At 60.5% G+C, this 18631-nt stretch carries 19 protein-coding genes and 1 pseudogene; 5 read left to right on the forward strand and 15 right to left on the reverse strand.

Going from position 1 to position 18631, the window contains the following annotated elements; all coding sequences use genetic code 11:
* Positions 1-227: 227 nt before the first annotated feature.
* The 3 genes from KI235_RS10050 to KI235_RS10060 form a co-directional block, all read right to left on the reverse strand.
* The gene (locus KI235_RS10050; RefSeq protein WP_003199998.1) at positions 228-1127 is read right to left on the reverse strand and encodes a hydroxymethylglutaryl-CoA lyase; all 900 of its coding nucleotides are present in this window, start codon (positions 1125-1127) and stop codon (positions 228-230) included.
* Between the two features lie 152 nt (positions 1128-1279).
* A complete protein-coding gene (locus tag KI235_RS10055) occupies positions 1280-1681 on the reverse strand; it encodes a MerR family DNA-binding transcriptional regulator (protein ID WP_003200000.1) in 402 nt (133 codons plus the stop codon).
* A gap of 123 nt (positions 1682-1804) precedes the next feature.
* Positions 1805-2734 (reverse strand): LysR family transcriptional regulator, encoded by a 930-nt coding sequence (locus tag KI235_RS10060; RefSeq protein WP_003200002.1) that lies wholly within the window; start codon positions 2732-2734, stop codon positions 1805-1807.
* Positions 2735-2943: 209 nt separating this feature from the next.
* Between KI235_RS10060 and KI235_RS10065 the strand changes: the two genes are divergently transcribed.
* The gene (locus KI235_RS10065) at positions 2944-4140 is read left to right on the forward strand and encodes an acyl-CoA dehydrogenase (protein ID WP_280527344.1); all 1197 of its coding nucleotides are present in this window, start codon (positions 2944-2946) and stop codon (positions 4138-4140) included.
* A gap of 42 nt (positions 4141-4182) precedes the next feature.
* Here the strand turns inward: KI235_RS10065 and KI235_RS10070 are convergent, their stop codons facing one another.
* The 11 genes from KI235_RS10070 to KI235_RS10120 all read right to left on the reverse strand — a co-directional run bounded on the left by KI235_RS10070 (position 4183) and on the right by KI235_RS10120 (position 14238).
* The gene (locus tag KI235_RS10070; protein WP_003200006.1) at positions 4183-5052 is read right to left on the reverse strand and encodes an oxaloacetate decarboxylase; all 870 of its coding nucleotides are present in this window, start codon (positions 5050-5052) and stop codon (positions 4183-4185) included.
* A gap of 185 nt (positions 5053-5237) precedes the next feature.
* A complete protein-coding gene (locus tag KI235_RS10075) occupies positions 5238-5420 on the reverse strand; it encodes a hypothetical protein (protein WP_003200007.1) in 183 nt (60 codons plus the stop codon).
* Positions 5421-5455: 35 nt separating this feature from the next.
* Positions 5456-6097 (reverse strand): transposase, encoded by a 642-nt coding sequence (locus tag KI235_RS10080; protein WP_212795664.1) that lies wholly within the window; start codon positions 6095-6097, stop codon positions 5456-5458.
* On the reverse strand, positions 6094-6867 hold the full coding sequence (locus KI235_RS10085) for a hypothetical protein (RefSeq protein WP_053162232.1): 774 nt from the start codon (positions 6865-6867) through the stop codon (positions 6094-6096). Before KI235_RS10085 ends, KI235_RS10080 begins: the two co-directional genes overlap by 4 nt.
* 139 nt (positions 6868-7006) lie before the next feature.
* Entirely contained in the window at positions 7007-8041 is a 1035-nt protein-coding gene (gene astA / locus KI235_RS10090; RefSeq protein ID WP_003200013.1) for an arginine N-succinyltransferase, read from the reverse strand.
* A 61-nt stretch (positions 8042-8102) separates the two neighbouring features.
* The gene (locus tag KI235_RS10095) at positions 8103-9119 is read right to left on the reverse strand and encodes an arginine N-succinyltransferase (protein WP_028237661.1); all 1017 of its coding nucleotides are present in this window, start codon (positions 9117-9119) and stop codon (positions 8103-8105) included.
* 110 nt (positions 9120-9229) lie between these two features.
* Positions 9230-10579: an APC family permease gene (locus tag KI235_RS10100; RefSeq protein ID WP_003200017.1), complete on the reverse strand. Its 1350-nt coding sequence runs from the start codon at positions 10577-10579 to the stop codon at positions 9230-9232.
* Between the two features lie 72 nt (positions 10580-10651).
* Positions 10652-11404, reverse strand: a complete 753-nt coding sequence (locus tag KI235_RS10105) for an N-formylglutamate amidohydrolase (protein WP_212795665.1) — start codon at positions 11402-11404, stop codon at positions 10652-10654.
* Complete coding sequence (locus tag KI235_RS10110) at positions 11388-12740, reverse strand: glutamine synthetase family protein (RefSeq protein WP_003200021.1); 1353 nt, start codon at positions 12738-12740, stop codon at positions 11388-11390. Before KI235_RS10110 ends, KI235_RS10105 begins: the two co-directional genes overlap by 17 nt.
* Complete coding sequence (locus tag KI235_RS10115) at positions 12737-13381, reverse strand: isochorismatase family cysteine hydrolase (RefSeq protein WP_003200023.1); 645 nt, start codon at positions 13379-13381, stop codon at positions 12737-12739. The genes KI235_RS10110 and KI235_RS10115 overlap by 4 nt, the downstream gene beginning before the upstream one ends.
* Before the next feature lie 2 nt (positions 13382-13383).
* The gene (locus KI235_RS10120) at positions 13384-14238 is read right to left on the reverse strand and encodes a MurR/RpiR family transcriptional regulator (RefSeq protein WP_013692673.1); all 855 of its coding nucleotides are present in this window, start codon (positions 14236-14238) and stop codon (positions 13384-13386) included.
* A 299-nt stretch (positions 14239-14537) separates the two neighbouring features.
* On the opposite strand from KI235_RS10120, the gene KI235_RS10125 reads away from it, so the two are divergent.
* The gene (locus KI235_RS10125) at positions 14538-15116 is read left to right on the forward strand and encodes a histidine phosphatase family protein (protein ID WP_027912585.1); all 579 of its coding nucleotides are present in this window, start codon (positions 14538-14540) and stop codon (positions 15114-15116) included.
* Entirely contained in the window at positions 15113-15871 is a 759-nt protein-coding gene (gene cobF / locus KI235_RS10130) for a precorrin-6A synthase (deacetylating) (RefSeq protein WP_027912584.1), read from the forward strand. Before KI235_RS10125 ends, cobF begins: the two co-directional genes overlap by 4 nt.
* A 169-nt stretch (positions 15872-16040) precedes the next feature.
* Here cobF and ftrA read toward each other — a convergent pair whose 3' ends face one another.
* The gene (gene ftrA, locus KI235_RS10135) at positions 16041-17000 is read right to left on the reverse strand and encodes a transcriptional regulator FtrA (protein WP_013692675.1); all 960 of its coding nucleotides are present in this window, start codon (positions 16998-17000) and stop codon (positions 16041-16043) included.
* Positions 17001-17101: 101 nt separating this feature from the next.
* Between ftrA and KI235_RS10140 the strand changes: the two genes are divergently transcribed.
* Both KI235_RS10140 and KI235_RS10145 read left to right on the forward strand, forming a co-directional pair.
* On the forward strand, positions 17102-17536 hold the full coding sequence (locus tag KI235_RS10140; protein ID WP_013692676.1) for a rhodanese-like domain-containing protein: 435 nt from the start codon (positions 17102-17104) through the stop codon (positions 17534-17536).
* A gap of 286 nt (positions 17537-17822) precedes the next feature.
* Positions 17823-18601 (forward strand): annotated as a pseudogene (locus KI235_RS10145) (ABC transporter substrate-binding protein).
* Positions 18602-18631 lie beyond the last annotated feature (30 nt).

The following is an 18631-nucleotide window of genomic DNA, read 5'->3' on the forward strand; positions in this document are numbered from 1 at the left end:
CCGTGTTGTTTTTGTTATGTCAGAGTCGTTTCGTCTTGTTTTTATTGGGTTTGCTGCGTTTTTTTATTCTTGTTATGCAAGAGATATAGCAGGTGGCGTGCCAACTTTTAAAACTCTATATAAATCAATAAGTTGTATTTTTTCGTCGAAAAAGCTGACGCGCCAGACCTGACAAATTGTTTCCGTGTTACTCGTTTCACCGCTGTTACAAGGCCAGCGGTAACACCTCACTGTGCGCTGCGGGCCTTGGCGACACGCGAACCGCTAGGGCGGCCGAGCACGTCGCAGATCTGCCGACCCGCGGCGATCAGGGCGTCCAGGTCGACACCGGTTTCGATACCCAAGCCATTGAGCAGGTACAGCACGTCTTCGGTGGCAACGTTACCGCTGGCGCCCTTGGCATAAGGGCAGCCGCCCAGGCCGGCGATGGAGCTGTCGAACACCGCGATGCCTTCCAGCAGGCTGGCGTATACGTTGGCCATGGCTTGGCCGTAGGTGTCGTGAAAGTGTCCGGCGAGCTTGTCCCGAGGCACTTCGGCGCCCACCACCTCGAACATCCTGCGGGTGGCCCCGGCGGTGCCCGTGCCGATGGTGTCGCCCAGGGAGACCTCGTAGCAGCCCATGGCATACAGCTCCCGAGCGACCCAGGCCACCTGTTCTGGCTTGACCGCCCCTTCATACGGGCAGCCCAGCACGCAGGACACGTAGCCGCGCACACTGACGCCGTGCTGCTTGGCGGCTTCCATGATCGGCGCGAAGCGCTCCAGGCTGTCCTTGATGGAGCAGTTGATATTGCGCTGGGAAAACGCTTCGGACGCGGCGGCGAACACCGCCACCTCTTTTACACCTGCCGCCAGCGCGTCTTCAAAACCTCGCAGGTTCGGCGCCAGGGCGCCATAGGTCACACCGGGCTTGCGCTGGATCTGCGCGAACACCTCGGCGGAACCGGCCATTTGCGGCACCCACTTGGGCGAGACGAAACTGCCGACTTCGATGTAGCCCAGGCCGGCGGCGCTCAAGGCATCCACCAGGCGCACCTTGTCGGCGACGCTGATGGGCTGTGCTTCATTCTGCAGCCCGTCACGGGGGCCGACTTCGATCAGGCGTACAAAGGAGGGGAGGGACATGGGGATTGACCTGTAGTGAGTTGCCAATATATCGAGAACGATGCTGCCCCCTGTGGGAGCGAGCCTGCTCGCGATAGCGGTATGTCAGTCAACATTGATGTTGTCAGTTACATCGCTATCGCGAGCAGGCTCGCTCCCACAGGGGGAAAGTGTTACTGGACGATTTCCTCGCCCTTGATCGTCTGCTCCAGCGCCTGGATGCAGCGTTCTTCGGCGGTGTCGAGTTCCAGCTTCATCTGTTCGATGTCCAGCAATTGCTGTTCGAGCTGTTCCCGGCGCTCGGTGATTTTCGCCAGCATGCTGTGCAGCTGTTTCTGATTGCCGCTGGAGGGGTCGTAGAGTTCGATCAGCTCGCGGCACTCGGCCAGGGAAAAACCAATGCGCTTGCCGCGCAGGATCAGCTTCAGGCTGACCTTGTCCCGTGGCGAATAAATGCGCTCCTGGCCCCGTCGCTCCGGGCTCAACAGGCCTTGTTCTTCATAGAAGCGGATGGCCCGGGTGGTGATATCCAGTTCGCGGGCGAGGTCGGAGATGCTGTAGGTCTGGCTGCTCATGGAAGCGCTCGAAACGAAAGGGACTGGCGCTAAGCTAAAGGCAGGTTGACGTTCGCGTCAAGCAATGACGTTTCTGCACACAAAACCTTGTGGGAGCAAGCTCGCTCCCACAATTTTGATCGCCTAAACCTTGTCGAGCTTCTTCTCATGGGCCGTCACCTGCTGGCACAGCTCGATCATCTGCTCGCGCATCCAGCGGTTGGCCGGGTCCTGGTCCGTGCTTTCGTGCCAGTAGAGGTGGGTTTCCACCGGCGGCACATCGTTGACCGGTAACAGGAAGGCGTGCAGATCGTGGCGACGGGCAAAGCGCTCGGGGACGGTCATGACCATGTCCGTTTGTTGCAGGACCTGGGAGGCCATCAGGTAATGCTGGGAGCGCAGGGCGATCTTGCGCTGGATACCCATCTTGCCGAGGGCCAGGTCGACATAACCCAGCCCGTTGCGGCGGCTGGAAATATGCACGTGGGTCTGCGCCAGGTAATCATCGAGGCTGATTTTTTCCTTGCCCGCCAACGGATGACCCTTGCGCATGGCGCACACGTAGCGATCTTCCATCAACTTGACGTGGCGTACCTGCGGGTCGGTGTTGAGCGGTGCGTCCACCGCGAAGTCGAGGCGGCCGGCGGCCAGCTCCTTGGTGGTTTCACGGCGCTTGGACAGGAAACTCTCGATCGCCACGGTCGGTGCCAGGCGACGCAGGCGCTGGAACAGCAGCGGCAGGATCACGCCTTCGGTGAGGTCGGTCATGCTGATGCGGTAGGTCTTGACGGCCTGCAACGGGTTGAAAATCCGGCTTTCCTGCACCGACACCCGCAGCAGCGACAGGGCGTTGCGCACCGGACCGATGATGTTCTGGGCCATGGGCGTCGGTACCATCCCCTGGGCGGTGCGCACGAAGAGCGGGTCGTTGAAGGTTTCCCGCAGACGCGCCAGGGCATTGGACACGGCCGGCTGAGTGATGCCGACGATCTGCCCGGCACGGGTCAGGTTGGCTTCGGTGTAGATCGCATCGAAGACAATGAAAAGGTTGAGGTCGACCTTGCTCAGATTCATGGCGCTGCACTCTTATTCTTGGGCTTGTTGTGAGGTGCCGGGTGGCGATGAGAATCAGTGAAACATATATCGGTGATGAATGTTAATACACGCCGAGAATAGGTTAGGTAAATTTTCGTAGCTGAACTAGCATCGATTTCATGACCTAAAACAACCTCTGCCAAGAAGGTGCTGCTCATGGATTTTGCCTATTCCCCAAGGTTCAGGAACTGCGTGAACGCGTCACGGCGTTCATGGATGCCTATGTCTACCCGGCCGAAGCAGTGTTCGAACGGCAAGTGGCCGAAGGCGACCGCTGGCAACCCACGGCCATCATGGAAGAGCTCAAGGCCAAGGCCAAGGCAGAAGGCCTGTGGAACCTGTTTCTACCTGAGTCCGAACTGGGTGCCGGCCTGACCAACCTGGAATACGCACCGCTGGCAGAGATCATGGGGCGCTCGTTGCTGGGGCCGGAGCCGTTCAATTGCTCGGCGCCGGACACAGGCAACATGGAAGTGCTGGTGCGCTACGCCAATGAAGAACAAAAGCAACGCTGGCTCGAGCCACTGCTGCGCGGCGAGATCCGCTCGGCTTTTGCCATGACCGAGCCGGACGTTGCCTCTTCGGACGCCACCAACATGGCCGCCCGTGCCGAGCGCGACGGCGACCAGTGGGTAATCAATGGCAAGAAGTGGTGGACCTCAGGAGCCTGCGACCCGCGCTGCAAGATCCTGATCTTCATGGGCCTGAGCAACCCTGATGCGCCACGCCATGCCCAGCACTCGATGATCCTGGTGCCAGTGGACACCCCTGGCGTCAAGATCGTCCGGCCGCTGCCGGTGTTCGGCTACGACGATGCGCCGCACGGGCATGCCGAAGTGCTGTTCGAGAACGTGCGGGTGCCGTACGAAAACGTCCTGTTGGGTGAAGGACGTGGCTTTGAAATTGCCCAGGGTCGCCTTGGCCCGGGCCGGATTCATCACTGCATGCGTTCCATCGGCATGGCTGAGCGCGCATTGGAGTTGATGTGCAAGCGTGCCGTCAGTCGCACGGCCTTCGGCCAGCCGTTGGCGCGTCTTGGCGGTAACATCGACAAGATTGCCGACTCGCGGATGGAAATCGACATGGCGCGACTGCTGACGTTGAAGGCGGCGTACATGATGGACACGGTCGGTAATAAAGTGGCGAAGAGCGAAATCGCCCAGATCAAGGTCGTCGCGCCGAACGTGGCCTTGAAGGTCATTGATCGGGCAATCCAGATCCACGGTGGTGCCGGGGTTTCCAACGATTTCCCGCTGGCCTACATGTACGCCATGCAACGCACCCTGCGCCTGGCCGACGGCCCGGATGAAGTCCACCGCGCGGCCATCGGCAAGTTCGAGATCGGCAAGTATGTGCCCAGGGAAATGTTGCGCAGCAAGGGCTAGGATCTGGCCCACCACAGGCTAATCCTGTGGGAGCGAGTCCGATTACTCCTTGACGCTCATGTATTCCTCGGCCCAGCGGATGTAGTCCTCGGGCTGGGTGTAGGTGTGGGTCAGTTCGGTGGCGCTCAGGTCCGAAGCCTGGGTGAAGATCTGCCGTTGTTCGCGAAGGCTGTCGTAGGTCGCCTTGATCGCGGCGAAATAGGCGCCGTGGCCGTCGATGGTCACGCGCACACCCAACTCGGCCAGGCGCTTGTCGTCGCGCAGCAACGGGTTGCCATAAGTGACAAGCATCAGCGGCACCGTCAGGTTTTCGCTGATCTTCTCCAGATGATCGAAGTCTTGCACGCCCACCATGCAAATCCCGTCCGCCCCGGCACGCTCATATTGCTGGGTACGGCTGATGATTTCCTGGACCGGCAGAATCGCGGCGTTGGTCCGGGCGATGATCGCCATTTCCGGATCGACTCGCGCCTCCAGCGCCGCACGAATCTTGCCGACACCTTCGGCTACGCCGATCAGGTCGGTGGATTTACGCCCGAACTGGGCCGGCAGCAAGGTGTCCTCGATGGTCAGCGCCGCGATGCCGGCCCGTTCCAGTTCAACGATGGTGCGCATCACGTTCAGGGCATTGCCATAGCCGTGGTCGGCGTCGGCAATGACCGGCAGTTGGGCCACGCGGCCGATGCGGGTGGCCTGTTCGGCAAATTCGCTGAGGGTGATCAGGGCGAAGTCCGGCGCGCCCAATACTTGCAACGACGCCACCGAGCCTCCCAGGATGCCAACTTCGAAACCCAGGTCAGCGGCAATGCGCGCCGACATCGGGTCAAACACCGAGGCGGTGTGGTAGCAGGTGTTGGAAGCCAGCAATTGGCGAAAGTTACGACGCAAATCTTGATGGGAAAGCCTGGACATATGAGTTCCACCAATGGAATGGAAAGGCTTGAGCAAAAGTGTCAACGCCGAAAGATCCAAAGGCTATCACGTGGCAGGCGCAAAGATGATGACGAATGTGTATGGGTGATGCCGTTATGGCATCGAAAGAAGGCTGCAGGCCCGGAAAGTCTGCAGCCGGGCAAAAAAAGCCCATTTCAAACTATTCAGTCTTCGGTCGGTAGGCTCCAGAACTGCTTGATCTCATGGATGTTTCCGACGTTGAAGCGCGTCGGGAAGCCGGGGAGCGTGCAGTGGATTTCGTTGGTTAACTGCATGGCGGTATCGACCACATTGGTACCCGCCCGCAGTAATGGGGTTTCATCCCAGTCTTTCATCAGGTTATTCATGGTTTCTCCTTCTTTAGTTGTTGGACAGCGAATGACTAGCTGGCGTTGAGCTGTGACAGCGTCTCTGTAAACAGTGCGATCTCTGGCGCAGCGATGCCGGGGTAAAGTGGTCTGTAATTTTTATCGAAACACCAAGCTTCGTCGGTCTTGACCAGGTGTTTAGGATGAATAAGTACACTCAATGAAGCGGACATTGAGTTCGGGGCGATTTGCTTATGGATTTCCTGTAGTGCAGGCATGTGCAGGACTTCACCTGGCGCAAGTTTAAGTTTTCGCACTTTACCCAACCTGGGTTTTTTACCTTTTTGCAGCGGTAGATCATCAAGTATTTCGCGTGTAATGGTGGTGTAGCCATCTCCGCTGTAGCCGACTGCATACATTTCAAAGTCGTGACTGTGGTTCAGGTTATAAATGAATGTTTCGCTTTCATCATGAGTCTCTACCGGCGACCAGAATCCCAGGCGAAGGGTGAATGAATCATTCTTGTGCAGTACAAAACCATAGGCGTTATAGAGGCTGTTGCGCGTACTGAAACCGTCTCGCTGGAGGGTGGTATAAAGATGATCGCTCAATAGACAACGGTTTTTGGCCAGTTGGCGCAAGTCTGCAATGATCCTGGTTTTGTCTCGCTGCAGGTCATAAGTGTTCAGTCGCTCGACAAACGTTTCCAGGTTCATGCCGCCAGCTCCAGTGGACGGAGCAAATTGTCCAGGCGGGCGTCCTTGCGTTTTTTCAGCGACGGGACGTAACTCAACGCGTTTTGCGGGTCAGCCCGATAAAGCATCTGGAAGGCTTTCCATGCCACGGCAGGGTGATAATGGTAGATCAGCTCCCCGGCAACCCTGACACCTTCCGGGTCCTGGATCGTTTCGAGTAATTCGAGGCTCAACAGGTACCGGGCGGTACTATTGTCTTGAGGCAGCCAGGCTGTTTTGCGCAATGAGACAGGATCAAATACGTTGATGTCTGCACTGCGGTCGGGGAAATTGATTCTGCCAATCAATGCAGGTTGTTTTTTGCCCCTTTGAGAATAGTCGAATAAGGTTCGATTGCCATCAATGATCAGCGGATTGCAGTTGTCGATGATCGAGGTGTCGGTTTTTTCAAGTTGATGCGTTTTGAGGGTGTATTGCTGGATTTCGAAAGGCTGATCAAGTGCGAATAGAATACTTTGACCGGGCACCGAGTACAGTTGTGAAGAGGCGGTGTTAGATGCTGGTGCCTTGACACTGATATTGCCCATGCTCGTGCAATGCAGCGTGATGGTCCCGGTATGCGGGTTGGTCATGTTCATGATGGCCGCGCGTCGAGACTGTGCCGTGGCAACGTTGTGTTGTATATCCAGATCGGCGATCAATTGTTTGACTTGCGCGGTCATGTCTAATGTCTTGATTTTCTCCGCTATGCGTTCGAGCGGTATTCGTGTAGCAATCAGATTCTTGATCATGAATATTGTCGTTACAGTGGGGCGATGCGCGAAAGTATGGGTCCCGAGTAGGTAAGTGGCAATTATGCAATTGTGGAGAAGTATTGCTGATTAACGAAGTTCTTATGTATTGAATATCCAAGGTCGGGCGGTACCTTGGCTACGCCGCCACCGCCTGTTGCCCCTGCCTGGGCAATACCACGGCCCGCACCGTATCACCCGGTTGCACTTGCAGGCGTTTGGCGGTGAGGCGATCGACGAGCAGCTTGTGGCCATGCAGGTGTGCGCGAGCGCTGGTGACGCGGCAGTTTTCCAGGCGCCGATTGTGAATCAGCCAGACCGGTGCCTGTTCGTCCGGGGTGCCAATGACCAGGGTCAGCATCTGGCTGTCGCGCACGGTACGGATCTTCGACACTGGCGCCTCGATCACCGGACCGCCGTCAAAGATGTCGATGTAGCCCTTATGGCTGAAACCTTCGGCACTGAGGATCTTCAGGGCCGGCTCGGTGTTCGGGTGAGCCTTGCCGATCACCGCCTGGGCCTGTTCGGTGAGCAGGCAGGTGTACAGCGGCTGGCGTGGCATCAGCTCGGCGATGAACGACTTGTTGCCCATGCCGGACAGCTGATCGGCGTAGCTGAAATCCTTCTTGAAAAAATGCCGTCCCAGGCTGTCCCAGAACGGCGAACAGCCTCGTTCGTCGGCATGGCCGCGCAGTTCGGCGATCAGTTTTTCGCCGAACAGCTGGGAGAACTCGGCCACGAACAGCAGGCGCGCCAGGGACAGCAGGCGTCCGTTGTGACCGTGACGTTGCTCGGGGTGCAGGAACAACGAGCAGATTTCCGATTGCCCGGACATCTCGTTGTTGAGGAACAGGGTCGGGATCTGCCGCTGGATCCCCAGCTCCGGCGCCGAGCTGACCGTCAGCCCGACCCGATAGTTGTACCAGGGCTCGCGCAGCCCGACCGCGCCGGTCAGGGCACTGATACCCAGCACCTGCCGGTCATCGTCTTCGAGCACGAACAGGTAATCGGCGTCGGCACGTTCGACTTGCCCGGCAAAGGTTCGTTGGGCCCAGCGAATGCGGTGGGCCAGGCGCTCTTCGTTGGCTGGCAGGCTGGTGAAGCCGGGACCTGCGCAACGGGCCAGGTCCAGCAACGCGGGCAGATCGGTAATGGCGACCGGACGGACAATCATGCTGCAGCTCCTTCATTGTGTCGGTCCAAGCGCCAATGCGTGCCACGGGATCGAGTGCGGTTCATAGGGCAACCACCCGGATCCGCTCGCCATCCAAGACGCCCAGGGCGGCCAGCATGTCGGGCGACAGGGCCACGGGGCCTTCGGCGTTGACGTCCAGCTCGGCGACGATGGCCCGGTAGTTTCCAAGACGGTCGTTGCTCACCAGGTAACGGCCTCTGGCATCGATCTGCAGGCTTTGCCGGGCCGTGGCGCTCCGACTTTGCGTGATGGTACGGACGTTGGCGATACGGGCATGCAAGGTCGGCCCACCGTCGAAGATATCGACGTAGCTGTTGGTCTCGAAACCCTCGCGCGCCAGGATGTCGAAGGCCTCCTGGCCGTCGGGATGCACCCGGCCGATGCAGGCCTGGGCGGCTGGCGGCAGCATGGGTACGTAGATCGGGTATTGCGGCATCAGCTCCGCGAGAAAGGTTCGGCTCTGCAAGCCACACAACCGTTCGGCTTCGACGTAGGGCAGGTCGAAGAAGTGCTGGCCTATGGCGTCCCAGAAAGGCGACTGGCCGTCCTCGCTGCTGAAACCGACGATTTCGGTGATGACCGATTCGGCAAAGCGCTGGGGATGGGCGGCGATGAACATCAGTCGGGCCCGGGACAGCAGCTCCGATTCCGGCGTGCGCACCCGCTCGGCGTCGATGTGGAAGCCACGTAGCAGCGTCTGTCCGTTGAGGTCCTGGCACAGCGACAGCGCGGGCACGCCATGCTGGATGTTCAGCTCCCGGGATTCGCTGGAAAACGGCCGGTTGCGCAGGCTGTAGAACGGTTCGTTGCACCCGGTGCTGGAGAGAATTTCCGAACAACCGACCAGGCGCCCGGATTCCAGGTCCTCCAGGACAAAAAAATAATTCTCCGCGCCAGGGCCCTGCACATCGGCTTCGAACGAGGCGCACGAGTCGAGGATCTTTTCCTCCAGGCGCGCGGTATCGTCCGGCAGCGACGTCACACCCACCAGGCTGTCACGGGCCAGTTGTTGCAGTTGCGGCAGATCGGTTAATTGAACTGGACGTAAGGCCAGCATGGATTGCACTCCTGTTCCAGAGAGCCCGATGACCAGCACCGGGCTTGACGATCACTGTCGATGTCCACGCGTTGTAACCACGGTTGGCCGAGTCCTTCGGCCGCCGGCCCTCACTGACCGGCCGGATCGGGCACGGCGGTAGGGTTGCCGAATTTGTTGAGCACACACAGATAGATCACGCCCGCGGCGATCCAGATCAGGCCGAGCTTCTGCGCAGCCACGCCCATGTTGTACATGATGGCCGCGACGATCACGAAGCCGATCAGCGGGCAAATCAAGTGGCGAATCAGTTGGCCGGACTGCTGGCGACGCCAGTAATGGTTGATGACGGTGATGTGCAGCAACATGAAGCCGCTCAGGGCACCGAAGTTGACCAGGGAGGTGAGGGTGTCCACGGCGTCGATGAACAGGTAGCAGATCAACAGCGACAGCACTGCCACCAGGTAGATGCTCAGGTACGGGGTGTTGTGTTTCGGATGGACCTTGGCCAGCACCTTGGGCAACTGGCCGTCCCGGGCCATGCCGAACAACAGGCGCGATACCGCCGCCTGCGAAGTGATCGCCACGGCCACGCCCCAGGCCAGGGCCGTGGCAACCGCGGTCAAGGTGGCCAGCCAGCTGCCGGCTGCCAATTCGGCGATTTCATAGAATGCGGTGTCGGCGGACTTGAAACCCATGCCGGCGGCCAGGTCCGTGGCGATCCAGGTCTGCACCACGAAGATCGCTCCCATCACCAGCAAGGTCACCAGGGCAGCCTTGCCGACGCTGCGGCCCGGGTCGTCCTTGATCTCTTCAGCCAGGGTGGAAATGGCGTCGAAGCCCAGGAACGACAATACCGCGATGGACACGGCTTGCATAAGCAGGGCGAAGTTGAAATGTTCGGGGCTGTAAAGCGGTGCCAGGGTCAGTTGGCCGTTACCGGCACCACCGTGCAGGGCATTCCAGGCGTAGAACAGGAAAATCCCCAGCACCACCAGTTGCGCCAGCAGGAAAATGATATTCATCCGAGCGGTGAAGGTGATGCCCCGCAGGTTGACGAAGGTCGCGCTCACCAGGAAGGCCAGGATGAAACCGACCTTGGGGATGTCCGGGTACAGATGGTTCAGCGCCATGGCGGCGTAGACATAGAGCAGCGGCGGGATCAGCAGGTAGTCCAGCAGCATCAGCCAACCGGCAATGAAGCCAACGTGTGGGTTAAGGCCCCGTTGCGCGTAGGAATAGACCGAACCTGCCACCGGAAAGGCCCGGGCCATGCTGCCGTAGCTCAAGGCAGTAAACAGCATCGCCACCATGCCGATGATGTACGCCAGCGGCACCATCCCCGGTGCCTCGGCGTTGACATAGCCATACACGCCGAACGGGGCGATGGGGATCATGAAAATCATCCCGTATACCACCAGGTCTGTCAGCGACAGGCCGCGTTTCAATTCCTGTTTGTAGCCAAATGCCTCAATGCTCATGAGCCGTTTTCCTTTTCAGCTGTGGGGTTGCTCTTGCTTGCTGTCTGTCGCAGGAAACTTGCCGCTGCCGCGTTACAGCAGGGGCGCCAGGTAGGCGCTCCAGGTCCGTACCGCTTCGGGGCTGCGCAGTTGGTCGTTGCGCACTTCGATCAACACCGAATCCAGGCCGCGGCCATCGCCGTGCACCGGGACCGTCATGTCGGTCAGGGGGTTGATCTTGTAGGGCTGGTTGCCCGCCGCCCGCAGCGAATGCCGGCCCAGCCCGTCGACGATGTGCTGGGCGTATTCCTTGGCTTCGCCGAACAGCACGCCCGCTTCCAGGGCGCGCGGCTGGCCGTAGAACACCGGGGTGAAACTGTGGATGCCCACCACGCGCACCGGTCGGTTGGCGGCCAGGCGCTGATCGATCAACGCCTGCAACCGATCATGGAAGGGATGGAACAGGCGCTGCTGGCGATATTCGCGAGTGGCTTCGTCCAGGGCATGGTTACCCGGAACCTGGTAGATCTCGCTCTGGGCCGGAATGCTGTCGGGCACGTGCAGCGGGCGGTTGAGGTCGATCAACAGCCGTGAGTAATTAGCCGACAGCAACGTTGCGCCGAGGGTTTCGGACAGGCGTTCGGCCAAGGCCAGGGCACCGATGTCCCAGGCAATGTGCTCCTGGGAGGCCGTTTCATCCAGCCCCAGGTCGTTCAGCGCATCGGGAATGAAGCGGCTGGCGTGTTCGCACACCAGCAGCACCGGGTGTTCGGATTCCTCCCGGGCCAGTCGGTAGGGTGGCCTGGTGTAGAGGCCCGATTCAGCACACTCAATAGATTCGTGCATAGTGCTCACAACGCTCGGCAGGTGACAGCGCCTCGGTCAAGGCCAGCTCCTGGGCCTTCAAGGCGAAGTAGGTTTCAACCAGCGGGCCGGGCAGGGTCTCGACCAGCGCCCCGCTGTGGCGCAGGCAGTCCAGTGCCTGGGCCAGGGATGTCGGCAGCGCGATAATGCCACGGGCGTGCCGTTGTGCTTCATCCAGCTCATCGGGTATTTCATCAGTGACAGCGTTCAGGGCCAGTCGTTGCTGGATGCCCAGTCGCCCGGCGATCAACAGCGCTGCCATCGCCAGGTGCGGCGAAGCGGTGGCGTCCATGGCGCGGAACTCCAGGTTGTACTGGTTCGCCAGCGGTTTGCCGCTCAGGCTTACGGTCGGGCAGATGCGCAGCGCCGCTTCGCGGTTGCGCTGTCCCAGGCACGCATAGGACGCGCTCCAGTGATGAGGCTGCAGGCGTTCGTAGGACACCGGTGTCGGCGCGGTCAGCGCACACAGTGCAGGCAGATAGTGCAGCACACCAGCGGCCCAATGCTGGCCGAGGCTGGACAAGCCGTTGCTGCTGGCGGCGTCATGCAGCACCGGGTCCGCGCTCAGATCCTGCAGGCTCAGGTGCAAATGCACGCCGTTGCACACGGCGTTTTCCGCGGTCTTGGGGGCGAAGCTCAGGTCCAGGCCCATTTGCCGGGCGATCTCGCGGGTGATTTCCCGTACGTTCACGGCCCGGTCGGCGGCGGCTACGCCCAAAGTCGGGCGGCAGGTGATTTCGTATTGATGCTGGCCATATTCCGGCAGGAACATTTCCGGCTCGACACCGCCGGCCCTCAGGGCACTGAGCAACCATCCGGCGAATTCGGCCTGCTGGCGCTGGGCCTGGAGGCTGAAGGCCAGGCGATCAGGCTGCGCAGGCGTGGCAACCAGGTTGAATTCATGCTCGAACGCGGCGAAAACCTGCAAGCCCAGTTCGGCGCGATAACGCTCCACTTCGTTCTGCAACAGCGTGCGCGGGCAGGCGTTCCAGGGCCGGCCGTCGGTCTCGCGTACATCGCAATGGATAAAGTCGAGGACGGGCGCCTGGGCGTCGGGGCCGTTGTTGACGGTCACCCGGCTGGACAGGTCCGGCACCAGTCGCAGGTCGCCATAGGCGCCCCAGGGGTTGGTCGAAGCGATGATGTCCTGGGGCGTCAGCGCGCTGTTGGCCGGCACCCAGCCACAACCGGCGGTGACGTAGTGGGGCAATTCATCGCTGGGAAACGAGCGCCCACGGGTCACGCCGATCAGGTCGGTGGTCACCAGGGTCGTGACGGGCAACGGGGCGAGGACGGCGGCAGGATCGAGGCGGCTCATGGCTGCATCTCCTGCAAACGCGCGAGCACGGTGTCGGTATCGGTGATCCAGCAATAGCCCTTGATCGCGTTCAGGCACGCCAGGTGCCGTTGTTCGGTGTAGGTGGCGCAGGCATCTTCCACCAGCGTGACCAGGTAGCCGCGATCGGCGGCGTCGCGCACGGCCATGTCGACGCACTGGTCGGTGACGATGCCGGCGACGATCAAGTGGCGGGTCTGCAGGTTGCGCAGCACATAGTCGATGTTGGTGGAATTGAAAACCCCTGAGGAGGTCTTGGGCAGCACGATTTCGTTTTCCAGCGGCGCCAGTTCGGCGATGATCTGCGCCTCGGGGCTGCCCTTGGGCAGGTGCATGTCCGACAGTTTGTGATCCAGGGAACGGTCGCGGCCATCGGCGGTGAGGCTTTCGATGTGGGTGTGCAACACGTTGTGCTTCCCTTCGCGCATCGCGTTGAGCAAGCGCTGCTGGTTGGGGATGACCTGCTGGCGGGCCCGCTGGATGAAATACTCGGCCTCGCGGGTGTGCAGGTGGGCATCGAATTGCGGTTCCAGCCAGGCGCGTTGCATGTCCACCAGCAGCAAGGCGGTGTGCTGGCAGGTGAACGGCAAATCCCGGGGCGAGCGGTGGGGGAGCGAGAACATCCTTATTTTTCCTCCAACAGGTGCGTGTTGAATTCCGTGCGCAAGGTATCGATGCCTTCCAGGCGTTCGGCCAGCTCGGGGCATTGCAGGGTCAGGCAGGCAATCAGTGCCTCGACCTGGGCCAGCGCTGGCACCAGGCTGTCGAAGGCCGAGATCGATTCCACCGGGGCGCTGATGATCAGGTCGGCCAACTCGCGCAACGGCGAAGCGTAGACGTCGCTGAACAGCACGACGCGGGCGTGGCGCTCCTTGGCCGCGCTGGCCACACGCAGGGCCTGGGCCTGGTAGCGACGGTAATCGAAGATCAGCACCACATCCTGGCGCTGCACGTCGAACAGCCGGTCAGGCAGTTGGGCGTTGTCTTCCAGGGCGAAACAGCCGGCGCGCAACAGCCGCAAATGGTTGAGCAGGTAGTGGGCCAGGAAGCTGCTGAAGCGCCCACCGAAGCAATGCACCTGATGGCGGCTGTCGAGCAACCACTGCACGAGAATGCGCACGTCTTCGGGTTGAGTCAGGGCCTGGGTGTCGATGAGGTGGCGTTGACTGGCGGCCAGGTACTGGCTCCAGGTATCGCCTTGCTGCAATTTGGCCCGCGGTTTCAACAGGGTGCGGGGGGAGCGCAGGCGATGGTCCATGTCACTGAGCAGGGCATCCTGGAATTCGGCGTAACCGCCAAACCCGAGTTTTTTCACCAGCCGCACGATGGTCGGGTCGCTGACGCCGGCATGGTCTGCCAGGCGTGACATCGGGCCGAGGCCGTTGCGTGGGTAGTGATCGAGCAGGGCACGTACGACCTTGCGTTCCGACGGCGTCAAAACCAGGCCGGGATCGGTGATCAGGTCTCTGAGAGGTGGCATCCGTGCTCCTTGCCAGGATGGGTGTTGAATTTCTTTCATAACTCCTGAAAACAGTATTTATGTAGCTGGTGCTACATGTCCAGTGGTTTTTACGTTCCGTTTAAAATGCTCGAATATTGTGCGAAACCCTTGTAGGAGTTGGTCCCGGCTGAGTAGACCAGGTATGTCAGTCGATACTTCTGGCGATGTCGGACATAACGCCTTTTTGTCTCATTTATTTGATTTCGTATAAGGTGCTGTACAACTAAAAGCATGAATATCTCGCCCATGCGACCTTTTCGATTGCCTGAGAATCCAGTGTGCAAGCCACTCGTCTGACCTTGATCTGCCACGCCCGCACCGCCGCCCAGAAGCAGGCGCGCTTTGGCCTGGACGAATCGCTGGACGCCGACTGGCTGGCACGCCGCGCGCAGGTCGAGCATCGCTACCGAAATGTCCGGCAACTGCTGTGCGGGCCGGAACTGCGCACGCGCCAGACCGCCGCGTTGTTCGGCGCCGAGCCCGAGCAGGACCAGGCCCTGGCCGATTGCGATCTGGGACGCTGGCGCGGATTGTCCATCGATGACTTGCTTCAGGCTGAACCGCAAGCCCTGCAGAGCTGGCTCGACGATGCCGAGGCGGCTCCCCATGGTGGTGAATCTGTCGCCCAGTTGTGTCGCCGTGTCGGGGGTTGGCTGGCCAGTCTGGAAACCCGGCCAGGACATCTGCTGGCCGTCACCCACCCCTTCGTGATCCGCGCAGCCCTGGTGAATGTCTTGGGTTGCCCAGCCGCCACATTCAACCGGATCGACATTGAACCGTTGTCCTCCCTCGAATTGCGTTTCAACGGCGTATGGCGATTACGCACCCAGGGACCTGGCCAGGAGTCGCCGCGATGAAGAAATTGTCAGTCATCGGCATTGGGGCCGGCGATCCGGATCACCTGACGATGCAGGCAGTGAAAGCCTTGAACCGCTTGGAGGTGGTCTTTCTCATGGACAAGGGCCCGGCCAAGGACAAACTGTTGGACCTGCGGCGCGAAGTCTGTCGGCGCTACATCGTTGATCGCACCTACCGTTTCGTCGAAGCCTACAGCCCGGAACGCCAACGCGGCGACCTGGACTACAAGGACAGCGTCGAAGCGTTGAACCGCGCTAAACAGGCCACCTTCGAACGCTTGATCAATGAAGAGCTGTCCGACGGTCAACGGGGTGGTTTTCTGGTGTGGGGCGATCCGGCGCTGTACGACAGTACCGTGCGCATCCTGCAGGCGATCCTCGATGCGGGCCGCTGCACCTTCGAATTCGAGGTGATCCCCGGCATCACCAGCGTCCAGGCCTTGGCCGCCCGGCATAAAGTGCCTTTGAACAGCATTGGCGGTTCGCTGGAAATTACCACCGGACGCCGGTTGGCGGCGGGGCAGGTGGGTGATGCGGCGAGTGTGGTGGTGATGCTCGATGCCGAGGACGCCTATCGCCAGGTGAGCGATCCGGATACGCACATCTACTGGGGTGCCTATGTGGGGACGCCGGATGAAATCCTTATCGCCGGCCGCCTGGGGGACGTGGCCGACGACATCGAACGCACCCGTAAGGCCGCGCGCAAGGCCAATGGCTGGATCATGGATACTTATTTGTTGCGTAAACCTCAATGACGCTTGCACATCAACCTGTGGCGAGAGGGCATGTGGGAGCAAGGCTTGCCCGCGATACAGGCGATGCGGTCTTCCAGAAATCGAGGCGCTCATATCGCGAGCAAGCCTTGCTCCCACATATATGCCCTCACCACAGCAGCGTTCGACAGCTTCATCACCAGTAGGCTATTTACCCCCGCCCAAACCGCTCCCGATACACCGACGGCGCCAACCCGACGACGCTGCGAAACGCCACGCGAAAGCTTTCCACCGAGCGGTAGCCGCACAGTTGCGCGATGTTGTCGGTGTTGTCCCCGGTGCTTTCCAGCAACTCGCGGGCCCGGGCCAGGCGTTCATGTTGCAGCCAGGCCTTGGGCGACACGCCGCAGGCCTGGGTGAAATGGCGCAGGAAGGTGCGTTCGCTCATGGCCGCCTGGCTGGCCAGTTCGCGCACCCCGAGGGGTTCGTGCAGGCGTTCGCGGGCCCATTGCATGACACTCGACAGGTCGCTGCGTGGCGTGCGGCTGACCGGCGAGGGAATGAACTGCGCCTGCCCGCCCGTACGTTGCGGCGACATCACCAACCGGCGTGCCACGGCGTTGGCGACCTGGACGCCATAGTCCCGTGCCACCAGGTGCAGGCAGGCATCGATACCGGCGGCGCTGCCCGCCGAGGTGATGACCTGTCCTGAATCCACGTACAGCACATCCGGGTCTACCCGCACGGCCGGAAAGCTTGCGGCCAGTTCGTCGGCGTAGCGCCAATGAGTCGTGGCGCCCAGCCCGTCGAGCAACCCGGCGGCGGCGAGTACGAAGGCACCGGAGCAGATCGACAGCAGGCGCGCACCACGGGCGTGGGCCCTGCGCAGTGCTTCGAGCAACGCCTGGGACGGTGGTTCGCTGCGGTTGCGCCAGCCTGGCACGATGATGGTCCGGGCGGTTTCGAGCAGTTCCATACCGCCATCGGCCAATACCTGGAAGCCGCCCATGGCGCGCATCGGGCCGTCATCGACCGCGACGATCCGATGCGTGTACCAGGGGAAATCGAATTCCGGTCGCTCCAATCCGAAGATCTCGACGGCGACACCGAATTCGAACGTGCACAGGCCGTCGTAGGCAAGAATCGCGACCAGACCAGGGTTAGGCTGCATTTGGCGGAAAATTCCCACAGAGTGTCTTGTGCGCCACTGTAGCGGTAAGCATCGGGGGGATAAAGTCTCTTCACGCCTTATCTATCCTGGAGTACACGCCCATGACCAGCCTGGTTCGCGAAGTGCCTGCTGCCCCCTCCGATATCGCCCTGCAGCATTTCAGCCGTCGCCTGACATTCGAAACTGATTGTTCCGACGTTCACGCCAGCCAACAGGCCGGTGATATCGATTTTGTGCTGGTGGATGTACGCGGACCACTGGCCTACGAACGCGGCCACGTACCCGGGGCGATCAACCTGCCAACCCGCACGCTCACCGCCCAGGCGCTGGCCGCCTATGCCAAGACCACCCTGTTCGTGGTGTATTGCGCCGGCCCGCATTGCAATGGCGCGAACAAGGCGGCAGTGCGCCTGGCAACGTTGGGCTACCCGGTCAAGGAAATGATCGGCGGCGTCATGGGCTGGCTCGATGAAGGCTTTCGCCTGAGCGGCACTGTGGAGCGCATGGCGGACGAGGCGATCAGCTGCGACTGCTGAGACAGCGCAAACAGCTTTTTGTGGGAGCGAGCTTGCTCGCGATGACGGCGGCACATTCGGCATTGAGGCACGCTGACGCACCGCGATCGCGAGCAAGCTCGCTCCTACAGAACTTCGGCGTTACAACACGGCATTAGTGGCTTTTTATAAGTATTTGTCGCCTCAACATAATTCCCCTCCCGAGTGCCCCTCTAGACTCCCGGCCACTTCGGTTTTTGCTGACCGAACGCTGCTTACGAATCTGCCTATAACGATCAATAAAATACCTGCGCACTCAGGAGCGAAAATGAACAAGCTAGCCATGTTCGGTGCCCTGGCACTGTCCGTATTGTCCCTGTCGGCCGTGGCCGAAGAGGCCAAGCCGATCCGCCTCGGGATCGAAGCCGGTTACCCGCCTTTTTCGATGAAAACCCCGACGGCAAGCTGACCGGCTTCGATGTCGATATCGGCGACGCCCTCTGCGAGCAGATGAAGGTCAAGTGCACCTGGGTCGAGCAGGAGTTCGATGGCCTGATCCCCGCGCTGAAAGTGAAGAAGATCGATGCGATCCTGTCGTCCATGACCATCACCGACGATCGCAAGAAAAACGTCGATTTCACCATCAAGTACTACCACACCCCGGCGCGGTTCGTGATGAAGGAAGGCTCCGAGGTCAAGGACCCGCTGACCGAGCTCAAGGGCAAGAAAGTCGGTGTGCTGCGTGCCAGTACCCACGACCGTTTCGCCACTGAAGTGCTGGTGCCCGCCGGGATCAACCTGGTGCGCTACGGCTCCCAGCAGGAAGCCAACCTGGACATGGTTGCTGGTCGCCTCGACGCTATGCTGGCCGACTCGGTCAACCTCGACGACGGTTTCCTGAAGACCGATGCTGGCAAAGGCTTCGCCTTCGTGGGCCCGACCTATGAAGACGCGAAATACTTCGGCGGTGGCGCCGGCATTGCGGTGCGCAAGGGCGATAAGGTACTGGCCGACAAATTCAACGCCGCCATCAGCGAAATCCGCGCCAATGGCACGTACAAGAAAGTGCAGGACAAATACTTCGCCTTTGATGTCTACGGGCATTAATCGGTAAGAGTTGCTGTAGGAGCTGCCGAG

It is taken from the genome of Pseudomonas sp. St386, assembly GCF_018325865.1.
GTDB classification, from domain to species: domain Bacteria; phylum Pseudomonadota; class Gammaproteobacteria; order Pseudomonadales; family Pseudomonadaceae; genus Aquipseudomonas; species Aquipseudomonas brassicacearum.